We start from the raw sequence: 19,887 nt of genomic DNA on the forward strand, positions 1-19,887 counted from the left end.
AATTCTCGGGATGCCGCGAGTATCCCATTGTGGAGGCACCCTCACCCCAACCCTCTCCCGCTTGCGGGAGAGGGAGCGCAGCCTCAATGCCGCGTGCCTACGCCGCCCGCATGTCGTTGAGGAAGGCGTCGATCTCCCCGCGCAGCATATCGGCCTCGCGCCGCAGCGCGTCCGAGGCGCCCAGCACTTCGGTGGCCGCAGCGCCCGCTTCGGCGGACGCGGTGGAGACGCCGACGATGTTGCTGGAGACCTCGCTGGTGCCGCCGGCGGCATGCTGGATGTTGCGGGCGATTTCGCGCGTGGCGGCGCCTTGCTCCTCGACCGCGGCTGCGATCGTGGTGGTGACGTCGTTGATCTCGCCGATGATCCGGCCGATGCCCTGGATGGCGCCGACCGCGGAGGTCGTGACTTCCTGCATGCTGGCGATCTGGGTGCGGATTTCGTCCGTCGCCTTGGCGGTCTGGCTCGCCAGGCTCTTCACCTCGGAGGCGACCACCGCGAAGCCGCGGCCGGCCTCGCCCGCGCGCGCCGCCTCGATGGTGGCATTGAGTGCGAGCAGATTGGTCTGCGAGGCGATGGTCTGGATCAGGTCGACGACGACGCTGATGCGGCTTGCGCTGTCGGCAAGGCTCTGCACCGTGGCGTCGGTCGCTCCCGCTTCGTCGACCGCCTTCTTGGCGATCCCGGCGGAAGTCACGACCTGGCGGCTGATCTCCTGGATCGAGGAGGACAGCTGCTCGGTGCCGGCCGACACGGTCTGCACGTTGACCGACGTCTCTTCCGCGGCGGAGGCGACCGCGTTGACCAGCGCGTTGGACTGGTCGGCGGTGTTCGACATGCTCTGCGCCGTCGATTGCATCGAATTGGCCGATTGCGCCAGATTGTCGAGCGCGGAGCGCACCGTGCTTTCGAATTGGGCGATCTTCGCTTCCATGCGCGCGGCACGCTCGGCCTTGGCGATACGGTCCTTGTCCTGCTCGCTCGTCAGCGCGCGGGTCTCGATCATGCTCTCCCGGAACACCTGCAGCGTGTTCGCCATGACGGAGATTTCGTCGTTGTGATTCTTCGAGCGGTAGATCTCGGTTTCGAGATCGCCGTTGGCGAGCAGCTGCATCGACTGTTGCAGGGCGCCGATCCGGCGCAGGATGTTGCGGCCGACATAGAGCCAGACGAACAGCGCCGAGCCGACCAGCATCAGCGCGCCCAGCGCCAGCATGACTGAGGTCGCGAGCGAAATCTCCTGCCGCGCCTGGAAGGTCGAGGTGTTGGTCTCCTTCTGCACGCCGTCGACCAGCTGCTGCACGCTGATGCCGAGGCCGACATTGAGCTTGCGGGTCTCGTCCAGGATGGTCTGGCCGTAGTCGATGGAATCGAGCTCCTTTTCGCGCAGATTGAACACGCCGGACTTGCCGGTGCCGAGCGCGAGCAGCTTTTCCGCGGTGTCGCGCAGCATCTTGTTGCCCTGGTTGTCCGGCAACAGATCGAGGTTCGACCGCAGGCGGCCCTGCGCCGTCTTGAATTCCTTCTGGATGTCGTCGAGCTTGTCGCTGGTGCTCGCCGAAAGCGCCGCGCTCATGTTGGCGGCCGCGAGATTGCCGCTGGCGACGACGTTGCCGAGCTGACCGACGGTCTGCGCGGCGTCGTTCGCATCGGCGGCGGACAGGTCGGCGGAACCGAGGATGGCATTGACTCGGGTCTGCGCGTCCAGCATCGCCGGGCTCGCTGCCCCGACGAAGGCGCCCTGCGCGTTGCGAAGCGCGTCATATTGCTTTTCGTGCAGGGCCGCGACGTCGAGCCGTTCGCGGGCGGCCTTGGTCAGGCTCTGAGCCGCCTCGTTGATGCTCTTCATCGTGTCGCTGAGTCCGGACACGACGCTCTTGTCGCCGCCGAGCTCGATGATCTCGTTGAGCTTCTGCTGCGTCTGCTCCTGCAATTCCCTGAGCTTCTTGGTGCGTTCGTTCAGGGCGTCTTCGCTTTGCGCCGCAAGCAGGGCCGGTCCCTGTGCCGCGAGGCTCGCACTCAGCGCCGACAATTGCAGGCTGGCGGAAAGGCGCGGAATGTCTCGTCCGCTCAGTTCAGAAATGCGTCCGCCGAGATTCTGCAGCGCAAGGCCTGCGCCGGCCGCGATCACGAGGCCCATGCCCGCGATGACCGCGAAGGCCGCGAACAGGCTGCCGCGCACGCCCCATCTCGGCATTTTGAAACGCGGCTTGAAACGGCCGAGACTGAAACGGATGCCCATCGAAATTCCCCCACGCCCTTGCTTATGTTTTGTGGCCGGGAGTATCGGGCGGGGCGGTTAAAAAATCGCAATTGCTGCAACCGGTTGCGCGCGTTCCGCAGAGCGAAAAAAGAAGGGCCGGCAACGTCGCCGGCCCCTCATCGCGATAACGTCTTGCTAACGATCAGTAGCGCGCCACAGCCGGGCTTGCCCAGTTGAAGCGGTAGTTGACGCCCGCCTTGAAGGTATGGTCGTCGGTGGTGAAGCTGCCGGTGCCCGCGAGCGTACCGCCGGTGAAGCTCGCCTCGCCGAAATTGTAGTACTGGTACTCGGCCTTGGCCGACCAGTTCGGGGCGAACATGTATTCGAGGCCGGCGCCGACGGTGTAGCCGTTGCGGTGATCGCCCGTGATGACGAAGGCGGTCGGCACGCCGCCGACGGTGACCTTCTCGTTGTTGTCCGAATAGGCGTAGCCGCCCTTCACGTAGACCAGGCCGGGACCCCAGGTGTAGCCGACGCGGCCGGTGATCGAGCCGAGGCCGCGCTGGTCGTTGGTGTAGGCGATGCCGCCCGGGAACACCGCGCCGACGCTGCCGGAGAGCCAGGAATACTGGCCTTCGACGCCGACCACGAAGTTGGGGTTGAACTGCCAGTCCGCACCGACCTGCACGCCGCCGAGGAAGCGGCCGTTGCCGTTGTTGCCGGTGGAGAGGCCGTTGAAATTGTTGTCGCTGGAGAACGCGCCACCGACATGGGCGCCGAGATAGAAGCCCGTCCAATTGTAGATCGGCGCGGCGTAGGCCGGCGCGGGCGTCTTGTAATAATTGCGGTTGCCGAGATCGGCGCCGACGGCCGGCGCAGCCGCGCCGAGCACGAGCAGCGCCACGGTCGCAAACAGAATCTTCTTCATGGTCTTGAACTCCAACACGTAAGGTCCCCGGCAGGCGCGTTCTCTGCGCCGCATCGGTTTTGCAGATAGCTCGCTTTTGACGAAAATGCTGTCACATCCGTGGCACAGCGAGACCCAACGTAACTTGTTGGGGTGCAAATGATTTTCGTGCTTAATGGCGACTTAAGAAGTGGTGAAGAAAGGCTTAACGGCGCGCCTTGTCGGTAACTTGCGCGCGTCTTGTGTTAACCAAGGCGCCGCCGCGCCTCATCGCGCATCTGCGCGCGAAAGGCGGCGCGCTTCGCCGGCCTGTCTTCCTCACGCACGTCGTGTCGATCGAAGATGTCGAACTTGTCCAGGATCGGATAGCGCTCGCTCGCCATCGCGAGCACGCGCAAGATCCTGGTCGCCTCCGGCGTCGGGCCGCTGACCTCCCAGCGCCGGATGGTGTCGGCGCCGCTCGTTCCCGGCAAACCGCAAAGCTTGGCCATGTCGGCCGCGCTGAGCTTGCGCTCGAGGGCATCGGAGAGGTCGTTGCGAAGCTGCTTCAGTTCGGCGCCGGTCATGCTTGCGTCCAGGGAAGTCACTGAAAGCAATGCACTAGCGCTGATTCGGGTCCATCCGAAGGCGGCCGAGTGCGCCGCGCCGCGGCACCTCCGTCCGCTCGCGGAGTTATGAAGGCAGACCCATGGAAATTTCCCGATCCATGAACACTTGGCATATCGGGGTGCGTAGCGTGCGAAAGGATCAGCCATGAAGACAGTCAGACTTGCCATCGCCGCGCTCATCACTACCGGACTTCTTGCCGCGCCTTTCGCGGCTGAAGCAAAAAAGGTCCGGTCGAGCCGGCATTACAGCACTGGCGTGATGGCGCCGACCAATAGCGGAGCCGGAGCGCCGGCCGCACAGCCGGGGGCGTCGTATGGATCGTCCGGACAGACGGTCGGCACCGTCACCGCGCCGTCGGTCGGATCATACAATTGGCCCTCGGTCGGCGTGACCAACTCGGTTCCGACCTGGAGCAATACCACGAGATAGAAAGGGCTCCGGGTAAGGCGCAAGCCACTGGCGGATCAACGTAGGCCGCTCGCCGATCCCGAGAGCAGGTAAAGCGCGATCAGCAATGTTGCGACCGACAGCATCGTCGTGATCGACACCGTGGCGGCAACCAGCTTTTCCTCGACCTTGTGCTCATGCGCGAGGACGTAGACGGTTTTCGCCGTCGGCACGGCCGCGCAGATGACGGCCGCAACCGTGTAGAGAGGGGTAAGGCCGATCATGACGGAAAGTCCGTAGACGATGAGCGGCATGACCACGAGTTTCACCGCCGCGAGCGCAAACGACGCTTTCAGGTTGGACCTCAGGCCCTCCACGGAGAGACCGAGCCCGATGGCAAACAGCGCGCACGGCGTGAGCGCGGCAGCGACCATGTTGAGGTAGGACGCGACCGGTGCCGGAATCGGCAGTCCCGTCACCGCCCAGGTGAGGCCGATGAGCGTCGACAGCACCATGGGATTGAGTAGGATTTGCCTTGCCAGTCCCGTGGAGTGCACGGAGGCTCCGCGTGCATCGTGCTTTTCCAGCAGGACCACCGTGATCGGAAACATCACCGCGGCAACGAACACCGTCGCGACTGCCGCGGGCAGCACGGCGGGTTGACCGTAGATCGCATGCAGGATCGGTAGCGCGACGAATCCGGTGTTGGTCATCGCCGCTGCCATCCCATGGATGGTGCTGCTGGCAAGATCGTGTGTACCGCCTGCGCGGACCGGCAGGAACACGAGCGCGAAGCAGATCAGCGAGCCGCCGCCGAATGCGAGCAGAAAGCGCCATTCCAGGAGATTGCGCGCCGGCTCCTGGGCGATCGTGACGATCAACAGCGCCGGCATCGCCACGTTGTAGGCAAAGTGGACCAGGGCATCGGCAAGCGAGCGCGAGAGATAGCCAAGCTCGCCTGCGAGCCAGCCGGTGACGATGATCGCGAAGACCGGAAGAACGAGACTGGCGACTTCCATCCGGCGTCCCCCTTGCTGCGAACGGCCGCAACGAGAGGTTACTCCGGGGATGGAGTGCCGTCACTGCCCAACGTTCAGCGAGGCGCAGGCTTGGTGCCGTGTCCCGGACGCGCGAACGTGAGCCGGGACCCATCGCGAACGGCTTACTGCGCCGAAGCGAGAGGTCCGGGCCTAGATCCCGCGGCCGGTCTGTTGACCAATCACGCAGCGCCATGCCGCTAGGCGCTCGGCCGGATGCTGGTTCATCCATTCGGCGAGCTGCGGCGCGCCCATCAGGCACGACTGCACCGAGACTTGCGCGAAGTCCGACGTGGTGACGATCTGCTCGTGACAATTGGAGGGAGAGGCGAGGCTGCAAAGCACGGCGATGATCTTGATCACGATACGTTACCCCCGTCGCGGCCGATGAACGGGCGGCCGATCGCCGGCTTTCCCTGGCCCTCGTTGGCCGGATCGGCCGGCGGGAAGATGCTGTCGTAGATCGCGCGAGCCTCCTCGATGAGGCGTGCTCGCTCGCGCTCGGATTTTGAGACAAATCGAATAACTTCGCCCATGTTGGCTCCGAATATCAGTGTGAGTCCGTCATGAGATGACGTCGATCATTTCAATCGTCATCTATGGTGCCGCCTTCGGCCTTGAAGCGGCAGGCCCGGTCACGACCGGATAAAAAGCGCGTGACTGCGCTGTGCGATTCCCAGCATCCCGGTGTGTCTCATTTGCTGGGTTGTGAAGCTGCCCACCACGTCACGTTCGTTGTACGGCGGCAGCCGCGACGAGCGAGTATTGGCGTCAACTCACCCCTTGCCGACATGAGCAAGGATGGTCTCACAAAAGCAAATGCTGCTGGATCGAATAGGTTTCTCCCGCTCAGCGTGCAAGTTTTTGGAACCATCACGGAGATCGATGAATGAAGACGAGCCGTCTCAGGCCGCCGGCGCGTGCTCCTTCCGTCCGGGCACGGCTGCGAGCAACTCGCGCGTATAGGCATGCTCGGGCGCGGCGAACAGTTGTGCAGTCGGCTTCAGCTCGACGATGGCGCCGCGCTGCATCACCGCGATGCGGTCGCAGATCTGGGCCGCGACCCGCAGATCGTGGGTGATGAACAGCATCGACAGGCCGAGGCGCGCCTTGAGGTCTTCCAGCAGCTTCAACACCTGCGCCTGCACGGAGACGTCGAGCGCGGAGACGGCCTCATCCGCAACGATGATCTCCGGCTCGAGCGCGAGCGCACGGGCAATGCCGACCCGCTGGCGCTGGCCGCCGGAGAATTCGTGCGGATAGCGTTCGAGCGCGCCGGCATCGAGGCCCACCATCTTGAGGAGATCGCGGGCGCGGTCGAACGCAACTTTCGGATCGAGGCCGGCTGCGATCGGGCCGTCGGCGATGATGTGGACGATCTTGCGCCGCGGATTGAGCGAGGCGAACGGATCCTGGAAGATCATCTGGATGCGATGGCGCTCGGCGCGCAGCGCCTTGCCGGACAGAGACGTGAGGTCGGTCTCGCCGATCCGCACCGTGCCGCGGTCGGCTTCGATCAGCCGCATCACCAGGCGCGCCACCGACGATTTGCCCGAGCCGGATTCGCCGACCAGGCCGAGCGTCTCGCCCTTGAGGATGTTGAAATTGACCGCGCGCGCCGCATCGACGCGGCGATCCTCGCGGAACCAACCGCCCGACGTGACATAGGTCTTGTCCAGCCCGATCACCTCGACGGCCCTGGCCCGATCGTCGAGTGGCTCTCGCGGCGGCGGATCCATCGAGGGCACGGCGGCAAGCAATGCCTTGGTGTAGTCGTGCTGCGGCGCGTTGAAGACGACTGTGGCCGGTCCTTCCTCGACGACCTTGCCGTGGCGGAGCACCACGACCTGGTCGGCGATATCGGCAACCACGCCGAAATCATGGGTGATGAACATCACCGCCATGTTGCGGCTCTGCTGGAGATTGCGGATCAGCTTCAGGATCTGGGCCTGCGTGGTGACGTCGAGCGCGGTGGTCGGCTCGTCGGCGACCAGCACCGCCGGCTCGAGCGCGAGCGCCATCGCGATCATGGCGCGCTGGCGCTGGCCGCCGGAGAGCTGGTGCGGATAGGCGCGGACGATGCGCTCGGGGTCGGGCAGGCCGACCTCGCGTGCCAGCGACAACGCCTTGGCGCGCCGCTCCTTCGGCGTGAGCAGGCCGTGGGCCTCGAACATCTCCGCCATCTGGTCGCCGATCCGCATCAACGGATTGAGCGCGGTCATCGGCTCCTGGAAGATCATCGCGAGCCGTCGGCCGCGCAGATCGCGCCAGCCGTCGTCATCGAGCTTGAGCAGGTCGCTGCCCTCGAACTGGATCTCGCCCGAGGCGACCGACACCGTATCCGGCAACAGGCCCATCAGCGCATGCGCGCACATCGACTTGCCGGAGCCGGACTCGCCGACGACGCAGACGATCTTGCCGGGCTGCAAATCGAGCGAGACGCCGTCGACCGCGAAGGGGCGCTCGGCGCCCTTGGGCAACGCGATCCGCAAGTTCTTGATGGAGACGGCGGGCGAGGCGGTCATCGTCAGCGGCCCTCCCGCGACAGGCGCGGATTGAGCGCATCGTTGAGGCCTTCGCCGATCAGGTTCAGCCCGAGCACCGAGATCAGGATGGCGACGCCCGGAAACACGGTGATCCACCAGGCCTGCCGGATCACGGTGCGGCCGGCGCCGACCATGTAGCCCCAGGAAATCAGATTGGGATCGCCGAGGCCGAGGAAGGACAGCGAGGATTCCAGCAGGATCGCGGTCGCCACCATCAGCGAGGCCAGCACGATCACGGGCGACAACGCGTTGGGGAGGATTTCGCGCAGGATGATCCAGCTGTTGCTCTGGCCGGTGACTACGGCGGCCTGGACATATTCGCGCGTCCGCAGCGACAGCACCTCGCCGCGCACGAGGCGGGCGACCGGCGGCCAACTCACCACTGCGATCGAGGCGACGATCGAATAGATCGAGGGCTGCAGGATCGCGACCAGCACGATCGCGAGCGCGAAGCTCGGAATGGTCTGGAAGAACTCGGTGAAGCGCATCAGGGCGTCGTCGACCTTGCCGCCGAAATAACCGGCCGTGGCGCCGATCGGCACGCCGACGATCAGCGCCACCAGCGTGGAGACGAGGCCGACCAGAAGCGAGACGCGGGCGCCGAAGATCATGCCGGCGAAGATGTCGCGGCCGAGCGCGTCGGTGCCGAGCGGCACGGCCCCGAGCGTGAACGGCGGCAGGAACGGCCGCTGCACCATGCGCCAGGGCGAGTTCGGGAACAGCATCGGCCCGAACACCGCGACGGAGACTGCGACCAGGAGGATGACGAGCCCGATGACGCCGCTCGGGCTCCTCAGCATCGATTTCCAGAACTGTTTCATGAGGCGTATTCGATGCGCGGATCGACCAGGCGATAGACGAGGTCGGTGACGAGGTTGAAGATCAGGACCATGGCGGAGCAGATCACGAACACGCCGAGCAGCAGATTGTAGTCGCGCTGCAGCAGGGCGTCGTACATCAGCCGCCCGATCCCGGGCCAGGCGAACACGGTCTCGGTGATGACGGCGCCGCCGATCAGCGTGCCGGAATGCACGCCGGCGAGCGTCACCACCGGCAGCAGCGCATTGCGCAGCACGTGGCGGCGCTGGATCACGGCGTCGCTAAGGCCCTTGGCGCGCGCCGTCTTGACGAAGTCGAGCCGTTTCACCTCGAGCATCGAGGCGCGCGTCATGCGGGTGTAGGTCGCCATGAAGAACAGGCCGAGCGTCATCGCCGGCATGATCAGGTGCTTTGCGACATCGACCGCATGGGCAAGGCCGGTGAGGTTGGCGCCGACCGTCTCGTAACCGAAGCTAGGCAGCCAGTCGAACGTGACCGAGAACAAGAGGATGCCCATCAGCGCCACCCAGAAGATCGGCATGGCGTAGAAGATCAGCGCGAACACGGTGATGCCGGTGTCGAGAAAGGTTCCGGCAAAGCGCGCGGCGAAGGTGCCGCAGAGGATGCCGAGCATCAGCGAGATCGCGAATGCCGTCAGGGTCAGCAGCAGCGTCGCCGGCAGCCGCTCGCCGATCAGCTTCGCGACCGGTGCCTGCTGGCGGAAGGAAAAGCCGAGGTCGAGGCCGACGACGCCCTTGACGTAGATGAAGAGCTGCTCGGGCAGCGGCTTGTCGAGGCCGAACTTCTCCCGGAGCTGCTTGACGAAGACCTGGTCGCTGGCCCCGGCTTCGCCCGCCATCACGATCGCGGGATCGCCGGGCGCCAGGCGGATCAGGAAGAAATTGAGGACGACGATCGCGAGCAGGACGATCACGCCCTTCAGAATACGCTGAGCGACGAAGGAGAGCATGATCAAACGGCGATGATATCGGGGTGGCCGCAACCGCAGCGGCGGTGCGCTCCCTCTCCCGCTTGCGGGGGAGGGCAGGGGAGGGGGTGCTTCCGCAAAGGGATTGCCAAGAGGAGAGAGCCCTCACCCGCTACGCTCTTCGAGCTTAGCGACCTCTCCCGCAAGCGGGAGAGGTAAGGGGAGTTCGGAGCGCCTGCCGTCACTTGTCGAGCCATGCGTCCTTGAAGCCATCGTTGACCCCGATCCCCGTGGTGATCAGGTTCTTGACCTTGCAGCGCGTGATGGTCGGGAATTGCAGCTCGAGCATCCAGGCCACCGGCACGTCCTCGACCAGGATCTTCTGCGCCTTCTCGTAGATTTCCTTGCGCTTGGAGTCGGGCGTCGCCACCGCGCCGTCGGCGAACAGCTTGTCGATCTCAGGGTTGGAATAGCCCTCGACGTTGTTGAAGACCTGGCCCTTGGCGATGTTGCTGGAGATGTAGTTGCGCCCCACCCCCAGCGCGGGATCGCCGTACTGGTAGAGATAGGTGAAGGCGATGTCGTAATCCCAGTCGCTGATCTTCTGGTTGCCGCCGGCAACGTCGGTGGCGATCGTCTCGATGGTCATGCCGACGTCCTGGAGATTCTGCTTCACGGCTTCACCCCAGCGCTGCCAGGTCTCGCCATAGGCCAGCGGCAAAAGGCGGATCTTCTCGCCCTTGTAGCCGGCTTCCTTCAGCAGCGCCTTGGCCTTGGCCGGATCGTAGGGATACTTCTTCACGTCGTCGGTGTAGTACTTGATGGTCGAGGCCGACGGGCCGGTGGCGACCTTGCCGAGCCCGTTCCAGATCACGTCCTTGGCGAAGTCGCGATCGACCGCATACATGATCGCCTGCCGCACCCGCTTGTCGGCGAGCGGACCCTGGCGGTTGTTGAGCCACAGCCAGGCCAGCGGCGAGAAGAATTCCCAGCCGGCGCCGGTGACGCAGGTGTCCTTCAGCTTGGACAGGCGCGGCACGTCGAAATTCTCGACCGAGCCGCCGGGCAGCACGTCGACCTTGCCGGTCTCGTACGCCACCGAGCGCGCGGCGGCGTCGGGAATGATCTGCCAGTAGATCTCGTCGAGGTAGGGCTTGCCCTTCTCGTGGTAGTTCGGATTCTTGATCAGGCGGATGAACGAGCCCTTCTGCCATTCCTTGAACATGAAGGGCCCGGTGCCGATGGGCGCGTTGTTGTAGGGATTGGTCTTCCAGTCGGTGCCGTCGTAGAGATGCTTCGGCACCATCGGCATCGAGCCGACCTCGAAGATGCCGAGGAACGGGCCGAACGGCTGCTTCAGCGTGAACACCACCGTGTAATCGTCCGGCGTCTCGATCTTGTCGACCTGCGCCAGGTTGGTGCGGGCGCGCGCATGGGTCTGCTTCAGCATCTCGATCGAGAACAGCACGTCGGCGGCGGTGAAGGGCTTGCCGTCATGCCAGGTCACGCCCTTCTTCAGCTTGAAGGCGTAGGTCTTGGCGTCCTCGCTGACGCTCCAGCTCTCGGCAAGCTCCGGCAGCGGGTCGAGCTTGGGGCTGTAGCGCAAGAGGCCTTCGAAGATGTTGCCCGAGACCATCTGGACCGGGCCGTTCTGGACCATCGCAAGCATCAGGCCCGGCGGCTCGGGTTGGATCACGGCATTGATCACACCGCCCGTCTTCGGTTCTTGTGCCAGCGCAGGGGCCGCAAGGCCGCAAGCCAGGAGGAGACCAAGCAACACTCGTTTTGGCATGTCGTATCTTTCTCAAGCGAGACCGGCCGCAAGCGCTTCGCAGGCGCCCTGGCGCGCAAAGCGACGGTCGGTCCATCCCAGTCCCCATCCGCCATCGAGGCTCACACAGTCCCGTTCGGCGCGGCAAGATGAAAGTCGCGACAGTGCACGCACAAAAAATGTACAGCGCGTCCTGTTTTGATGAGTTGGGCTTGTATTGCTGGGCGTCCGTCACGTTCGTCGTGCGTCGACATGACGGCTGCGAATAGCGACACAGCGTCGCGGCATGGCGGCGGCGAGAGCGCCCTCGCGCTTACCCGCCAGGGCAAGACGTCTCACCGCAACCCGGCGCGGCGGAATCCCTCCAGATAGTGGTCGCGATCTCGCTCGTCGGCCCACGGCAGCTGCGTCGCGATCCAGTGCAGCGAGATGTTCGGCTGGGTGCGGCGGAGCTCGCCGAGTGCCATCTCCGCCAGCGCGCCATCGCCGGTCATGCCGGCGGAGACGGCGAGCACGCGGTAGGCGCCGGTGAGGTCGCCGCGGTGCCGGATCGCCTCGCGCGCGAGCGCGATGGCCTCGCCATAGCGCCGCTCGGTGAAGCGCGCATAGGCGGCGATGCCGTGATAGATCGCCAGTGATGGATCGCGCGGTGACAGCCGGATCGCCTTTTGCGCGGCCTCGAACGAGTCGTTCGAGCGTCCGGCATAGGACAGCGCCAGCGCGTAATAGCCCTGCGCCAGCGAGAAGTTCGGATTGAGCGCGAGCGCCTGCTCGAATTCGGACAGCGCGTCTGTGAGCCTGCGGGTCGAGAAGCAGACGCTGCCGAGCGCGGCATGCGCCCAGGAATCCTCATGGTCGCAGCGCACCGCTTTGAGCGCGGCGGCTTCCGCGGCCGGCGCAACCGCGGCGAGCTCGATCCAGCCGAGATGCACGCCGAACATGTCGTTCACGGCCAGCAGCGACAGCGCCTGGCCGTAATTCGGATCGATCGCGATCGCGCGCGCGAGCAGCGCCTTCGCGGCCTCGTGATCCTGGCGCGTCACGCGCCAATAATGCGACAGCGCGCGCATCAAGAGGTCCCAGGCGTCGAGGCTCGCCGGCGGCTTGCGATGGCTGCGGAAATTCTCGGCCGCGTGGATCTGCGGCTCGATCGCCGCGGCGATCGCGTTGGTGATCTCGTCCTGCACGGCGAAGACATCGACGAGCTCGCGGTCATAGCGCTCGGCCCAGAGATGGCTGCCCGAGACGGCGTCGTTGAGCTGTGCGGTGATGCGCACGCGGTTGTTTGCCTTGCGCACGCTGCCTTCGACGATGTAGCGGACACCGAGCTCCTCGGCGATCTGCCTGATATGGACCGCGCGTCCCTTGTAGGTGAAGGAGGAGTTGCGGGCGATCACCATGAACCAGCGCTGCCTCGACAGCGCGGTGAGGATGTCCTCGCTGATCCCGTCGCCGAAATAGTCCTGGGCGGGATCGCCGCTCATGTTCTCGAAGGCGAGTACGGCGATCGCCGGGCGGTCCGCCGCGCGCGGGGGAGCGGGCTTGGCTTCCGTCCGCGTAGGCGACGCCGCCACCTCTTCCCGGACCTCGCCGACGAAACGAAAGCCCTTGCGCGGAATGGTCTTGATCAGGCGCTGCGTCGCACCGTCATCGCCCAGCGCCTTGCGCGCGGCGTTGATCCGGCTGTTCAGCGCGGAATCCGACACGATCCGGTCGTTCCAGATCTGGCTGATCAGGTCATCCTTGCTGACCACTCGCGCCCGTTGCGCGACCAGATAAAGCAGCAGATCGAACACTTGCGGCTGCAACGGAACGATCGTTCCCTCGCATGTGAGCTCCCGAAGGTCACCGTCCAGCACGTTGTTTTCAAAGCGAAATCGCACGTTTTCGTCGTCTCAAGCAAAAATCAAAGTCGTCTCAGGCGAAAATCAATCATCTGCAAAAGCCGCGGGACGTCCGATCCGGCACGGTGCGAAGACCAAACCGTGTCGATGCCTCGGCACAACGGAGCGTTCTATGACCCAACTCGATCACCAGGTTCATTCCATCGGCCCGGAGATTACGGGCTCTCGCATTTTCAGGTTCATTGCCTTTCTGTACGGAATTGCGGCGTATCTCGTGTTTTTCGTCACCATTCTCTATGCGATCGGCTTCGTCATGGGGGTGATGGTGCCCAAGACCATCGACACCGGTGCCGAAGCGCCCGTCGTCCGCGCGGTCCTCATCAATCTGCTGCTGATGTCGCTGTTCGCGGTTCAACACAGCGTGATGGCGCGCCAGCAATTCAAGGATTGGTGGACGCAGTTCGTCCCCAAGCCGGTCGAGCGAAGCACCTACGTGCTGTTCGCGAGCCTGTCACTGCTCCTCCTGTTCTGGCAGTGGCGTCCGCTGCCGTCGGTCATATGGAGCGTGGAGAACCCCGATCTTGCCGTGACACTGGTCACGTTGTCCTTCGCCGGCTGGGTGCTGGTGTTCACCTCGACCTTCATCATCAACCATTTCGAATTGTTCGGCCTGCATCAGGTGACCAATCATCTCGTCGGCAAGGAGATGGAGCCGCCGCGCTTCAGGACGCCGCTGCTCTACAAGTTCGTCCGCCATCCGATCTATCTCGGCTTCATCGTCGCGTTCTGGGCGGCGCCGGTCATGACCGCGGGTCATCTTTTGTTCGCGGCCGTGACCACGCTCTACATCTTCGTCGGCATCGCGCTGGAGGAGAGCGATCTCGTCGATCTCTTCGGCGACGAGTACCGGCAGTACAAACAACGCGTCTCGATGCTTATTCCCTGGCGCCGATCGGTATAGTCTCGGCCAAGCCGCGCGCGTCCAATCGAAAGAAGGACGCGCGGGGCGCCGATGCGCAATAACAATCCTTCAGAAAAACGGAGAGGTTCCAGATGAAACATGTCGGAAACTGCTTCTGCGGCGCGGTCACGGTCGAGGTCACGGGCGCGCCGGAGGCGATGGGCTATTGCCATTGCCGCTCCTGCCGCTCGTGGTCGGGCGGTCCGGTCAACGCCTTCAGCCTGTGGAAGCCGGAGGCCGTGCGCATCACCGAAGGCGCTCAGAATGTCGAGACGTTCGCCAAGACGCCACTCAGCCAGCGCAAATTCTGCAAGAAGTGTGGCGGCCATCTCATGACCAACCATCCGCCGCTCGGTCTGGTCGACGTCTTCACCGCCACCATCCCCACGCTCGCGTTCACGCCCGGAGTTCACGTCAATTATGCCGAGACCGTGCTGCCGATGCGCGACGGCCTGCCCAAGCTGAAGGATTTTCCGGCCGAGTTCGGCGGCAGCGGCGAGATGATGCAGGAATAGCGGCGCGCCTTCGGCATTTATCGAGAGGGCGGCAGAGCGCCGCCCTCTCTGTCTTCTCCCAAGAGAGGGGCGAACGACTAGCCGCCGCGCGATTCAACCACCTTGCGGCAGGAGTCCGAGAGCTTCGACTTGTTCTCGCGCAGGCAGGCATTCATCTGCGGCGGCTTGCCGATATGCTCGGCGCAGAATTTGCTGGCGTCGCCGCGGCAGGCCATTTGCTCCTGGACGGATGGACCGGACTGCGCCGCAGCGGGCAGGGCGGCAGCTGCGAGCAGCAGCGCGGCAAGAACCGAAATTTTCATGAAGCACCTCTTTGCAATCGTCGTTGGTCCCGACCGGGATCAATCGGGCCGGACCATCTCGCAAAGCCCGGCCGCGGGTCCATGCCATGTTCATGGCACCGGCCAGTCCTCCCGCCCGCGGTACCCCCATCTTCATGGCATGTATCGTTGCGCCCACTTTTGTCATTCAGGCTGCACCTCGGCTGCGAAACCCGGTGATTGCATCGGGACGCCGAACGGGAAGCAGGAGAGCAAGAATGTCGAAGAGAGCTGGAGCGCTGGGCGCAAGGCTGACGGTCATGGCGCTGGCGGGCGTGGCGATGGTGTCGCTGGGCACGAGCCCGGCGCAGGCTGTGGTCTATTGCAAGACCGTCGGCGTGCCGAAGGGCTGCGTGGTGCGGCCGACTGGCGCCGTGGTGGTGGGAGCGCCGGTCGCGGCGGCGGCGGTCGCAACGCCCGGCGTCGGCGCGCCTGGCGTCGGGGTGCGCGCGGGAACGCCGATGAATCGCGGCGGGCCGGTCAATCGCGTCGGCGTGCGCTGAAATTCTCCGTTCGATTGAATTGATTGGATCGCTTCGGGCCAACGGGGCCTGCGGACGAACACCCCCCGTCCTCCGCAGGAAATTTTAACCTGGCCCGTCCCCTCTCTCCGTGCGCCCCACACGTTCGGGGAGGGGGCCTTTCAGCCCGCGGCCATGTCGCCATCGGGAAAGCGCTGCGGCAATTTCAGCCGCACGCGCGTGCCGGAGGAATCAGACGTCAGGTCGAGCACCGCGCCGCAGCGCGCGGCGCGGCTTTTCATGTTGCGCAGGCCGCGCGCGGTCTGGCCGGTGCCCGCGGCCTCGCCAGTGCCGGCCAGTGCAAAGCCGCTTCCGTCGTCCGTCACGCTGATCACGCCGTACGGCCCCTGGCCTGCGTCGAACGTGTCGATTGTCACTGCGATGCGGCGGGCCTGCGCGTGCTTGACCGCATTGGTCACGGCCTCGTCGAGGATACGCACGATCTGGATGACGTGCCATGGCCTCAGCTCGGGATGCAGCGGCAGGCCCTGCGGCGTCGCCACGCGCCACTCGAGTGCGATGTCGTGCGGCCGCAATTGGGCCGTGGCGCGCTCGCGCCAGGAGCCGAGCGCGAGCATCAGGTCGCCGCCAATGTCGTCCATGGAATCGATGACGAGGCGCAGATCCTTCAACGCCGCGCGCGCGGCGTCCGTGATGGTCGCGCCGGCGCTGCCACGCTCGGACAGCGCGACGATGCTCACGAGCTGGCCGCCGAGACCATCGTGCAGGTCTCGCATCAGGCGCGTGCGCTCATTGGCGAGCGCGGCGGCGCGGGCGCGCTCCTCCTCGCGGGCAAAGCTCGCCTTCAGCCGCTCCTCGGCTTCGCGCACGCGCGTCACCAGCTGGCCGGCAAAGCTGTCGACCTGGTTCAAGGCGCGGGCAAAGCGCCAGGTCAGCCCGGCGCCGATCGCAACCAGCATCGCCGAATAGGACAGGCGCGAGACGAAGATGCGATCATTGCTCGCGATCTCGAGCACCGTGAGCATGTCCTGGGCCCAGCAGACCAGCACGATGGTCACCGCGCAGCCGATCGTGAAGCTCGCCGCGTCCTGCCGCCGCACCACCGCCGTGGCCGTGACGCAGGCCATCAGGAACAGGCAAATGCCGACGGTGGGAATGCCGAGGACCAGGAACAGGATGCGCGGCAGCGGCGGGCCCCCGATCAGCCCGACCACGAACACGACGATTCCAGGCACGAACAGCAGCGTGGCGTAACGCGGCCAGCGCCAGCCGAAGAACAGCACGCCGAACGCGACGACCAGCGCGCTCTCGATCGGTGCGGAGGCCAGCAGCACCGCAGCCAGCCGCGAGACCGTGGCCGGCGGCACCGGCGGCGGCGCGAATGCCTGCGCCACGCCGAGCACCATCGCCGCGGCAAGCACGCCGTAGACCGGTTCGTGGCGCCGCATCAGCCACATGATCGCAAGGATGACGGCCAGGATCGCCTGCCAGGCGGAGAACACCACCGGCAGCGTGACGAACAGCAGCGTGCGCGTCTCATGGGCCGGGCGCAAGGCGGCATCCGGCCCGACATAGACGGTATCGAGGAAGCCCTTGAGCGGTCCCCACACGAAAAGCCGCACCGTGATCTCGTTGGCGCCGTCGCGCAGCAGCGAGGCGGGGATGGCTGCGATCTGCGGCGTGTTGCGATCGGGCCGGTTGGCGTTGGCATCGCGCCGGGAGTCGAGCACGACGACGCCGTTGACGGCGACCTCCACGGCATTGCTGAAGCGCGGCAGGTACACCGACCAGCCCGAGGCCGCATCGCCGCTCCGGAATGTGAAGGTGCCGGTGTAGAATGGCGGGTCGGCCAGCGAGTCGCGCGACGAGGTGAAATGCGGCAGCGTCACGGGGCGCGTCAGACCGTCCTCCCGCGCCGAAAAATCGCTCACCGCGTAGTCTTCGGGATCGCTCGGCTGCAGCAGCCGAAGCCCCAGGATCGTGACGATGACGATCAACGCCTGCAGCAGCAGATAAGGCACCAGACGCGACGCGATCAGGCGGCGCTGCGGGCGTGTCGGTGCCTTCGCAGGTGCTTTCGTGGGTGCTTTGGCCGCGATGTCGCTCACAGCTTGATCAGGCCCTGCTGCACCGCCTCGAACACCGCCTCGCTGCGCGTGTGCACTTCGAGCTTGCGATAGATGTTCTTGATATGGCCGGGCACGGTCTGCTTGGACAGGCCGAGATGGCTTGCGATCTCGGCATAGCTGAAGCCTTTGGCGATGCCCCAGAGGATGTCGATCTCGCGCGGGGTCAGCCTCGCCGTGTTGAGCGCGGGGCCGGGCGGCGGCTCCGCTGAACTCTGCGCGGCACCTTGTGTCCGGCGCACGATGAAGCGGGCGATCGAGGCCGAGATCGGCGAATGTCCGGCGACCAGGTCGCGCACGGTGGTGGCGATGTCGGTGGGGAAGGCGTCCTTGAGCAGGTAGCCGGTGGCGCCGACCGTGATTGCGGAGATCACGCTCTCCTCGTCGCCGAGCGCGGAGATCACCATGATCTCGGTGTCGGGAAAGCGCTGCCGCATCTCGCGGATCAGCTCGACGCCGTGGCCGTCGGGCAGCCGCAGATCCGTCAGCAGCACGCGCGGCGCGCCGGCGGCGAGGGCCTGCCGCGCCTCCGCGAGCGTACCGGCGCTGCGCACCTCGTAACCAGCCTTGGCCAGCGCATCCTGCAGCCGCCAGCAGGTCGGCGCATCGTCCTCGACGAGGAGGATGGTGATGGCGTCACCCGTCTCGCCCTGTTCGGTCATGTCCATGGTCCCGCGATCCGCGTGTCCCCCGCGGCGCGAAGCAAGTCTAACCGCAGCGCGAAGGCCGCGACACCCATAATCATGGGGGCGGCGATAACTTGGTCCCGCGTTAGGCACGCATGCACGGTCCTAGGATTGCGCCTAAGCTAGAGCGCGGGCTCATAATCCGCGCTGCACTTGGGGTGCGTATGACGTCCGCTCTGCCTCCGGCACCGCCCCATTGCGGCATCTCACCAGATGTCCGAGTTGGCACGACATCATTCGATCACCTCGTCAGCTTGGGCGAGCAAGGTGGGCGGAACGGTAAGGCCAAGGGCGTTCGCAGTCTTGTTATTGATGACAAGCTCGAACGTGGTTGGTTGCTCGACGGGAAGATCGGCAGGCTTGGCGCCCTTCAAGATTTTGTCCACGTAGGTGGCGGCGCGTCGGAACAAGACGACGAAGCTCGCACCGAACGACATTAAGCCTCCATCCTTCGGAAACTCACGAAGTCCGTACACGGCCGGAAGTCGGTGAGCGGCAGCGAGAGCAATGATCCGGGGTCTATGCACAATAGTCAGAACGTCATCGAAGACGATGAGAGCTTGGGCGTTGCCTCCCGTGGCAGCGGCGAACGCCGCATCAAAATCCTCCGGCCGTCCCACTTCGAGAGGTTGTAGCGCTACGCCCAGAGTGCGTGCCGCCACCTCAGCGGTCTGCCAGAAGGTGGCGTGGATAGAGACTGTCGGGTTCTTCATCACAGCGATCCGCGCAAGGCCTGGCGTCATCTCCTTCAGGAGTTGCAGACGCCTTGCGATCATTGCCTCATTGAAATAGCTCAACCCCGTCACGTTTCCTCCGGGTCGCGCCAAATTTTCCACGAGCCCAAGTCCAACCGGATCGGCCGCCACCATAACAATGGGGATTGTTTGAGTAGCGTTCTTGGCCGCTATTGCAGCGACGCTGTTGCCCGCCACCAGCACATCCAATTTGAGACCGATAAGCTCGGTCACCAGGCCGGGGAGCCGCTCGGCACGTCCCTCGGCCCAGCGCACCTCCAGCGCGATAGATCGACCCTCGACGTACCCTAGTTCGGTAAGCCGCTGCCTGAATGCCGCGAAGATATGTCCCATCGTGGCCTCATCGGCGCCGGCAATGTACCCGACCCGCCGAACCCTTGCCGGCTCCTGCGCGCCCACCGCGACAGGCCATGCCGTAGTGGCCGTTGCACGGCCCAGGAGTGCCATGAATTCTCGTCGCCGCATGCTCTCCCCCGTCGACAACAAGCAAATCCTAACACGTCCTCTTGCCGATCAGACAGTGGGCTTGAGGCTGGCGGGCTATTCGATGACTTCGTCGGTAAGGGCAAGCAGCGTCGGCGGAATTGCAACGCCGAGCGCGTTTGCAGCCTTCAGATTTATCGCGATCTGATCCTTGCTGTGAAATTCGACCGGCAAATCTGCAGGCAAAGCCGCCGATCACGCTCAAGCCGGGGACTTCCGCTTTCTCTTGCGGAGCTGACGGTCATGAGTACACACCCTAGCCCGGCCTACGAAAGATCGACTCGCGGCGGCGGATATCGCCGCGCCAGGACCGACAGCGACAGCGGCCGTTCGTCTTCCGGCAGCTCCAGATAGGCCAGCACGAGTGGCCGCTTCCAATCGCCGACGCCGAAATCCATCGCCGTCCATTTCTGCGGCTCGGGCCCTTCGAGCCCCCGGACCCAGACGAAGTAGCGGGGGAGGTCGTCGGCGTCGGTGCCCCTCGTGCGTGTTCTGGCCATCGAAGCTG

The 19,887-nt window shown here is 65.0% G+C and carries 20 protein-coding genes; 4 read left to right on the plus strand and 16 right to left on the minus strand.

The window, feature by feature from the left end; all coding sequences use genetic code 11:
• Positions 1–97: 97 nt before the first annotated feature.
• From DCG74_RS07480 to DCG74_RS07490, 3 genes are all read right to left on the minus strand, one after another.
• The gene (locus DCG74_RS07480; protein ID WP_172786041.1) at positions 98–2,242 is read right to left on the minus strand and encodes a methyl-accepting chemotaxis protein; all 2,145 of its coding nucleotides are present in this window, start codon (positions 2,240–2,242) and stop codon (positions 98–100) included.
• 163 nt (positions 2,243–2,405) lie between these two features.
• Positions 2,406–3,131 (minus strand): outer membrane protein, encoded by a 726-nt coding sequence (locus DCG74_RS07485; RefSeq protein ID WP_172786040.1) that lies wholly within the window; start codon positions 3,129–3,131, stop codon positions 2,406–2,408.
• A 224-nt stretch (positions 3,132–3,355) separates the two neighbouring features.
• Positions 3,356–3,676, minus strand: a complete 321-nt coding sequence (locus DCG74_RS07490) for a hypothetical protein (protein ID WP_172786039.1) — start codon at positions 3,674–3,676, stop codon at positions 3,356–3,358.
• 187 nt (positions 3,677–3,863) lie between these two features.
• Between DCG74_RS07490 and DCG74_RS07495 the strand changes: the two genes are divergently transcribed.
• Complete coding sequence (locus DCG74_RS07495; RefSeq protein WP_246708859.1) at positions 3,864–4,148, plus strand: hypothetical protein; 285 nt, start codon at positions 3,864–3,866, stop codon at positions 4,146–4,148.
• A gap of 35 nt (positions 4,149–4,183) precedes the next feature.
• Here DCG74_RS07495 and DCG74_RS07500 read toward each other — a convergent pair whose 3' ends face one another.
• The 8 genes from DCG74_RS07500 to DCG74_RS07535 form a co-directional block, all read right to left on the minus strand.
• On the minus strand, positions 4,184–5,125 hold the full coding sequence (locus DCG74_RS07500; protein WP_172786037.1) for an AEC family transporter: 942 nt from the start codon (positions 5,123–5,125) through the stop codon (positions 4,184–4,186).
• Between the two features lie 171 nt (positions 5,126–5,296).
• Complete coding sequence (locus tag DCG74_RS07505; protein ID WP_080133401.1) at positions 5,297–5,506, minus strand: hypothetical protein; 210 nt, start codon at positions 5,504–5,506, stop codon at positions 5,297–5,299.
• Positions 5,503–5,679, minus strand: a complete 177-nt coding sequence (locus DCG74_RS07510) for a hypothetical protein (protein ID WP_172786036.1) — start codon at positions 5,677–5,679, stop codon at positions 5,503–5,505. The genes DCG74_RS07505 and DCG74_RS07510 overlap by 4 nt, the downstream gene beginning before the upstream one ends.
• 369 nt (positions 5,680–6,048) lie before the next feature.
• Positions 6,049–7,668: an ABC transporter ATP-binding protein gene (locus DCG74_RS07515; protein WP_172786035.1), complete on the minus strand. Its 1,620-nt coding sequence runs from the start codon at positions 7,666–7,668 to the stop codon at positions 6,049–6,051.
• 2 nt (positions 7,669–7,670) lie between these two features.
• Positions 7,671–8,510 carry an ABC transporter permease gene (locus tag DCG74_RS07520; RefSeq protein WP_172786034.1) on the minus strand — a complete coding sequence of 280 codons (840 nt, stop codon included), beginning with the start codon at positions 8,508–8,510 and terminating at the stop codon, positions 7,671–7,673.
• The gene (locus tag DCG74_RS07525; RefSeq protein WP_172786033.1) at positions 8,507–9,478 is read right to left on the minus strand and encodes an ABC transporter permease; all 972 of its coding nucleotides are present in this window, start codon (positions 9,476–9,478) and stop codon (positions 8,507–8,509) included. The genes DCG74_RS07520 and DCG74_RS07525 overlap by 4 nt, the downstream gene beginning before the upstream one ends.
• 199 nt (positions 9,479–9,677) lie before the next feature.
• Positions 9,678–11,228: an ABC transporter substrate-binding protein gene (locus DCG74_RS07530; RefSeq protein WP_172786032.1), complete on the minus strand. Its 1,551-nt coding sequence runs from the start codon at positions 11,226–11,228 to the stop codon at positions 9,678–9,680.
• A gap of 314 nt (positions 11,229–11,542) precedes the next feature.
• A complete protein-coding gene (locus tag DCG74_RS07535) occupies positions 11,543–13,090 on the minus strand; it encodes a winged helix-turn-helix domain-containing tetratricopeptide repeat protein (RefSeq protein ID WP_172786031.1) in 1,548 nt (515 codons plus the stop codon).
• A 133-nt stretch (positions 13,091–13,223) separates the two neighbouring features.
• On the opposite strand from DCG74_RS07535, the gene mddA reads away from it, so the two are divergent.
• Both mddA and DCG74_RS07545 read left to right on the plus strand, forming a co-directional pair.
• Positions 13,224–14,012: a methanethiol S-methyltransferase gene (gene mddA, locus DCG74_RS07540; protein ID WP_172786030.1), complete on the plus strand. Its 789-nt coding sequence runs from the start codon at positions 13,224–13,226 to the stop codon at positions 14,010–14,012.
• Between the two features lie 92 nt (positions 14,013–14,104).
• Positions 14,105–14,527: a GFA family protein gene (locus DCG74_RS07545; RefSeq protein WP_008541349.1), complete on the plus strand. Its 423-nt coding sequence runs from the start codon at positions 14,105–14,107 to the stop codon at positions 14,525–14,527.
• Between the two features lie 77 nt (positions 14,528–14,604).
• Here DCG74_RS07545 and DCG74_RS07550 read toward each other — a convergent pair whose 3' ends face one another.
• The gene (locus DCG74_RS07550) at positions 14,605–14,829 is read right to left on the minus strand and encodes a hypothetical protein (protein ID WP_036020653.1); all 225 of its coding nucleotides are present in this window, start codon (positions 14,827–14,829) and stop codon (positions 14,605–14,607) included.
• A gap of 236 nt (positions 14,830–15,065) precedes the next feature.
• Here DCG74_RS07550 and DCG74_RS07555 point away from each other — a divergent pair, with 236 nt between their 5' ends.
• Positions 15,066–15,350 (plus strand): hypothetical protein, encoded by a 285-nt coding sequence (locus DCG74_RS07555; RefSeq protein WP_172786029.1) that lies wholly within the window; start codon positions 15,066–15,068, stop codon positions 15,348–15,350.
• 140 nt (positions 15,351–15,490) lie between these two features.
• Here DCG74_RS07555 and DCG74_RS07560 read toward each other — a convergent pair whose 3' ends face one another.
• The 4 genes from DCG74_RS07560 to DCG74_RS07575 form a co-directional block, all read right to left on the minus strand.
• The gene (locus DCG74_RS07560) at positions 15,491–17,437 is read right to left on the minus strand and encodes an ATP-binding protein (RefSeq protein ID WP_172786028.1); all 1,947 of its coding nucleotides are present in this window, start codon (positions 17,435–17,437) and stop codon (positions 15,491–15,493) included.
• The gene (locus tag DCG74_RS07565) at positions 17,434–18,117 is read right to left on the minus strand and encodes a response regulator transcription factor (protein WP_172786224.1); all 684 of its coding nucleotides are present in this window, start codon (positions 18,115–18,117) and stop codon (positions 17,434–17,436) included. Before DCG74_RS07565 ends, DCG74_RS07560 begins: the two co-directional genes overlap by 4 nt.
• 257 nt (positions 18,118–18,374) lie before the next feature.
• Positions 18,375–19,229 carry an ABC transporter substrate-binding protein gene (locus DCG74_RS07570; protein WP_172786027.1) on the minus strand — a complete coding sequence of 285 codons (855 nt, stop codon included), beginning with the start codon at positions 19,227–19,229 and terminating at the stop codon, positions 18,375–18,377.
• A 416-nt stretch (positions 19,230–19,645) separates the two neighbouring features.
• Positions 19,646–19,879, minus strand: a complete 234-nt coding sequence (locus DCG74_RS07575) for a hypothetical protein (protein WP_172786026.1) — start codon at positions 19,877–19,879, stop codon at positions 19,646–19,648.
• Between the last annotated feature and the right edge of the window lie 8 nt (positions 19,880–19,887).

Source organism: Bradyrhizobium sp. WBAH42 (assembly GCF_024585265.1).
Classification (GTDB): Bacteria; Pseudomonadota; Alphaproteobacteria; order Rhizobiales; family Xanthobacteraceae; genus Bradyrhizobium.

What these genes read in the sequence shown, in the direction of transcription:
- DCG74_RS07480 (WP_172786041.1), bottom strand. Translation starts at nt 2,242, where the DNA reads ATGGGCATCCGTTTCAGTCTCGGCCGTTTCAAGCCGCGTTTCAAAATG.
- DCG74_RS07485 (WP_172786040.1), bottom strand. Translation starts at nt 3,131, where the DNA reads ATGAAGAAGATTCTGTTTGCGACCGTGGCGCTGCTCGTGCTCGGCGCG.
- DCG74_RS07490 (WP_172786039.1), bottom strand. Translation starts at nt 3,676, where the DNA reads ATGACCGGCGCCGAACTGAAGCAGCTTCGCAACGACCTCTCCGATGCC.
- DCG74_RS07495 (WP_246708859.1), top strand. Translation starts at nt 3,864, where the DNA reads ATGAAGACAGTCAGACTTGCCATCGCCGCGCTCATCACTACCGGACTT.
- DCG74_RS07500 (WP_172786037.1), bottom strand. Translation starts at nt 5,125, where the DNA reads ATGGAAGTCGCCAGTCTCGTTCTTCCGGTCTTCGCGATCATCGTCACC.
- DCG74_RS07510 (WP_172786036.1), bottom strand. Translation starts at nt 5,679, where the DNA reads ATGGGCGAAGTTATTCGATTTGTCTCAAAATCCGAGCGCGAGCGAGCA.
- DCG74_RS07515 (WP_172786035.1), bottom strand. Translation starts at nt 7,668, where the DNA reads ATGACCGCCTCGCCCGCCGTCTCCATCAAGAACTTGCGGATCGCGTTG.
- DCG74_RS07520 (WP_172786034.1), bottom strand. Translation starts at nt 8,510, where the DNA reads ATGAAACAGTTCTGGAAATCGATGCTGAGGAGCCCGAGCGGCGTCATC.
- DCG74_RS07525 (WP_172786033.1), bottom strand. Translation starts at nt 9,478, where the DNA reads ATGCTCTCCTTCGTCGCTCAGCGTATTCTGAAGGGCGTGATCGTCCTG.
- DCG74_RS07530 (WP_172786032.1), bottom strand. Translation starts at nt 11,228, where the DNA reads ATGCCAAAACGAGTGTTGCTTGGTCTCCTCCTGGCTTGCGGCCTTGCG.
- mddA (WP_172786030.1), top strand. Translation starts at nt 13,224, where the DNA reads ATGACCCAACTCGATCACCAGGTTCATTCCATCGGCCCGGAGATTACG.
- DCG74_RS07545 (WP_008541349.1), top strand. Translation starts at nt 14,105, where the DNA reads ATGAAACATGTCGGAAACTGCTTCTGCGGCGCGGTCACGGTCGAGGTC.
- DCG74_RS07550 (WP_036020653.1), bottom strand. Translation starts at nt 14,829, where the DNA reads ATGAAAATTTCGGTTCTTGCCGCGCTGCTGCTCGCAGCTGCCGCCCTG.
- DCG74_RS07555 (WP_172786029.1), top strand. Translation starts at nt 15,066, where the DNA reads ATGTCGAAGAGAGCTGGAGCGCTGGGCGCAAGGCTGACGGTCATGGCG.
- DCG74_RS07565 (WP_172786224.1), bottom strand. Translation starts at nt 18,117, where the DNA reads ATGACCGAACAGGGCGAGACGGGTGACGCCATCACCATCCTCCTCGTC.
- DCG74_RS07570 (WP_172786027.1), bottom strand. Translation starts at nt 19,229, where the DNA reads ATGGGACATATCTTCGCGGCATTCAGGCAGCGGCTTACCGAACTAGGG.
- DCG74_RS07575 (WP_172786026.1), bottom strand. Translation starts at nt 19,879, where the DNA reads ATGGCCAGAACACGCACGAGGGGCACCGACGCCGACGACCTCCCCCGC.